This is a genomic window from Autumnicola musiva, assembly GCF_031846585.1.
Classification (GTDB): Bacteria; Bacteroidota; Bacteroidia; order Flavobacteriales; family Flavobacteriaceae; genus Autumnicola; species Autumnicola musiva.
Genome location: NZ_JAVRHK010000043.1, coordinates 1 through 3,362, shown reverse-complemented (window position 1 = coordinate 3,362; position 3,362 = coordinate 1). Strand labels below are relative to the sequence as shown.

General features: G+C 36.3%; 4 protein-coding genes. All 4 read left to right on the top strand.

Annotation, left to right across the window (positions count from 1 at the left end; genetic code table 11):
• Nucleotides 1-253 precede the first annotated feature (253 nt).
• The 4 genes from RM539_RS19620 (at nt 254) to ltrA (ending at nt 2,727) form a co-directional block, all read left to right on the top strand.
• The gene (locus RM539_RS19620) at nt 254-499 is read left to right on the top strand and encodes an AbrB/MazE/SpoVT family DNA-binding domain-containing protein (RefSeq protein WP_026915895.1); all 246 of its coding nucleotides are present in this window, start codon (nt 254-256) and stop codon (nt 497-499) included.
• On the top strand, nt 490-813 hold the full coding sequence (locus RM539_RS19615) for a type II toxin-antitoxin system PemK/MazF family toxin (protein WP_031428532.1): 324 nt from the start codon (nt 490-492) through the stop codon (nt 811-813). Before RM539_RS19620 ends, RM539_RS19615 begins: the two co-directional genes overlap by 10 nt.
• A 704-nt stretch (nt 814-1,517) precedes the next feature.
• Nucleotides 1,518-1,796, top strand: coding sequence for an RNA-dependent RNA polymerase family protein (locus RM539_RS19610; RefSeq protein WP_311505117.1), 279 nt, complete (start codon nt 1,518-1,520; stop codon nt 1,794-1,796).
• Nucleotides 1,750-2,727 (top strand): group II intron reverse transcriptase/maturase, encoded by a 978-nt coding sequence (gene ltrA / locus RM539_RS19605; RefSeq protein WP_311505116.1) that lies wholly within the window; start codon nt 1,750-1,752, stop codon nt 2,725-2,727. The genes RM539_RS19610 and ltrA overlap by 47 nt, the downstream gene beginning before the upstream one ends.
• Nucleotides 2,728-3,362 lie beyond the last annotated feature (635 nt).

Sequence of the window (3,362 nt, the reverse complement as noted above, 5' to 3'; positions counted from 1 at the left end):
TGCCTTGCATGTAGTAAATTAGCACTTTTAGCTAACTTGTGCAACAGGTACAACGGTTATAGCAAATAGCGGGTATTTTACCGAAAATGAGTATTTTAGAGACCAATTATGGAAACAACTAAGCTGACAAATCCGAATCCCTACTCCCGCAACTTGGGTTAATCGTAACCGTTGGCATTAATACTTCAATTGAGAAATTTTATTTTGAAATCTGATTTAAAGTAATAACTTTGTATTTACAAAAATAAAAGTTATGGAAACTTCAATTATACAGATTGGAAATTCAAAAGGACTTCGTTTAAGCAAAACTATTCTTGAAAAATATCACATAAAAGATAAAGTAGAACTCATTTTAGAAAAAGGTCAAATTATACTTCGACCGATTGATTCGCCAAGAAAAAATTGGGAAGAGAAATTTAAGAAAATGGCCAAAAATGAAGATGACCAACTTCTGATGAATGATGTGTTTGATGATGAAAACTTTGATGAATGGATTTAAATCAATACGATATAGTTTTAGTTAATCTAGATCCGACAGTTGGAAGTGAAATTAAGAAAACCAGACCTTGTGTAATCATTTCTCCAAATGAGATGAATAAATACTTAAGAACAATTGTTGTTGCTCCAATGACAACAAATACGAAAAAATATCCGACAAGAATTCCGGTAAAATCAAATGGAAAAAAAGGAATGATAGCAATTGACCAGATAAGAACAATTGACAAACAAAGAATTGTAAAAATCTTTGAATCATTATCCAACTCGGAAATCAAAAAGTGTAAAGAGGTGCTTAAAGAAACATTCGTGGACTAAGTACTAATGCCAACATCGGTTCATCGCAAATAACGGGTATTGCGGAAAAAGTGTAATTTTAGAAACCAGAAAAGAAAATAATTAATCCGACAAGTCCTCGTCTCCAATCCCGCAACTTGCGATAGTGTGCCGAGCAAACAATGACCGGCAATAAATAGTCATTGTGAACTATAATTAAGATGGTAGAACCGACCTACAAATGTCGTCTTATAGGAGAAGGCATTAAACCACCTAAAGGTGCTTTGGTAAAGAGCCAAGGTATTGAGCGTTTAGGAAACGGCCAGTCAAGAATTGGTCAGGTATGATTAAGAGAGATGAACAAAAGTGAACCCCTTCTGAGGTGTCGAGAAGTTGCTACATCCTGTCAAAAGCCACGGAGTATGGCACGAGGTTAAAGAGTATAGCGATCACCTATTTATTGGCTATACGGCAGGCGTCATTCAGGGGGCATGACTCTTATTCAGGCTTAGTTATGGAACTCGGGAACCTGATTATAGATACTAAGGGAAATACACAATAGGCTCATCCTAGAGGTAGAATACCAATGCTGTTTTCAGGGACGGACTAACCCGTAGTATCGATGAAGTTCCTGTAATGGGAATGGAGCGAAGGGGTTGGGTTATACAGTTACGTTACATTTAACAACTCAGTTTTTGAGGATGACTTTATGCAATGAAACAAAATCAATACCTATAAGCAAAGCCATGATATGGCAAGCTTATAAAAGAGTGCGCGCCAACAAAGGCAGTGCAGGGATGGATGCGGTAAGCATTGAGCTATTTCATGAGAACTTATCAAAGAACCTGTACAAACTTTGGAACCGTATGGCATCGGGAAGTTATTTCCCCCCTGCGGTCAAAGAAGTGGAAATCCCGAAAAAGGATGGTAAAGTCCGTAAATTAGGGATTCCCACGATAAGTGACCGAATAGGGCAAAATGGTGGTAAAAATGTACATAGAGCCCCGGTTCGAAAATATATTTAATCCAAACTCCTACGGATATAGACCAAACAAAAGTGCCCATCAAGCCATTGAACAGGTCAGGAAAAACTGTTGGAAAATGGATTGGGTTATTGATCTGGACATTAAAGGCTTTTTTGATAACATTGACCATCATAAAATGATGCTTGCTATAGAAAAACACGTTCCCGAAAGATGGGTTAGGTTATATATAGCACGTTGGCTCGCAAGTCCAGTAATGACAAAGTCAGGAAATTTAGTCTCTAACCAGGGAAGAGGAACTCCCCAGGGAGGTGTTATAAGTCCATTACTGGCAAACCTTTTCCTTCACTATGGTTTAGATCAATGGCTGGAACAGAACGACAATACGGTAAAATTCACACGTTATGCCGATGATGTGATTGTGAACTGTAAAAGTCAAAAGCACGCAGAGCAAACACTTAAAGCTATCAAAAGCAGGATGCAACAGATTGGTCTGGAATTACATCCAGAGAAAACCAAAATTGTATACTGTAGAGATTACCGAAGGCAAGAAAAGTATACCAATGTGAAGTTTGATTTTCTGGGTTATTCTTACCAACCCAGAACTACAAAATCGAAGAAATCAAAGGGACTTTATCTTGGCTTTGATTGCGGCATAAGTATAAGTTCGAGGAAACGAATTGCAGATAAACTTGAAGAACTGAAAGTAGAGCGAATGACTTCTGATCGTATAGTAGGAATTGCTACCATCCTCAATCCAATGATTAGGGGATGGGTGAACTACTATGGTAAATTTAGAAGGTCAATGCTGCACAAAGTCTTCAAGTTATTGAATAATCGCATCGTGAAATGGGCAAGAAAAAGGTATAAACGTTACAAAACCAGTATAAAACGTGCCTATCAATGGTTTGAAAGGGTTAAGGAACAATATCCTAAACTATTCTATCATTGGCAGGTGGGATATATATGGTAATTTGTAATTTAGATTGTATAACAAGAGCCGTATGATGGGAGACTATCACGTACGGTTCTGTGAGAGGCTTGGGGTGGAATTCCCCTTGTCTACTCGACACCGTATCCGTTAGCTTGCATAAAATTTTGTTAGCAGTAAAGAACATAAAATTGTATCTTCGGATTATAAATAATTGAGTTATGTTGACCAAGACAACTTTAAAACAACAGATAGATAGTTTTCCAGAATAATTCTCAATTGATCAACTTGTTGAGAGATTGATCCTAATCGAAAAAATCGATAATGGAAACAAACAATCTGAGAACGGAGAAATAATTTCCGAATCTGACTTAAATAACGAGATTGACAAATGGTTCGAATAAATTGGACTGTTCAGGCAAAAAATGATCTACAGGATATTGCTGAATATATTTCAAAAGATTCAAAAAAGTAAGCTAAACTTCAAATTTTAAGAATAACAACTCGGACTAGAATATTAAAATCTCAAATCTATTCAGGGAAAATTACAGAAGAAATTAATCAACAAATATTCGAGATCTAGTTGAAGGAAACTACCGAATAATTTATAAAATAATTGATCCAGAAAGAATAGACATTCTAACTATACATCATTCTGCTCTCGATTTATATAAAAG

Bases quoted from the DNA above. Each gene is read 5' to 3' on its own strand.
- RM539_RS19620 (WP_026915895.1), top strand. From the start codon at position 254: ATGGAAACTTCAATTATACAGATTGGAAATTCAAAAGGACTTCGTTTA.
- ltrA (WP_311505116.1), top strand. From the start codon at position 1,750: ATGGTGGTAAAAATGTACATAGAGCCCCGGTTCGAAAATATATTTAAT.
- RM539_RS19610 (WP_311505117.1), top strand. From the start codon at position 1,518: ATGATATGGCAAGCTTATAAAAGAGTGCGCGCCAACAAAGGCAGTGCA.
- RM539_RS19615 (WP_031428532.1), top strand. From the start codon at position 490: ATGGATTTAAATCAATACGATATAGTTTTAGTTAATCTAGATCCGACA.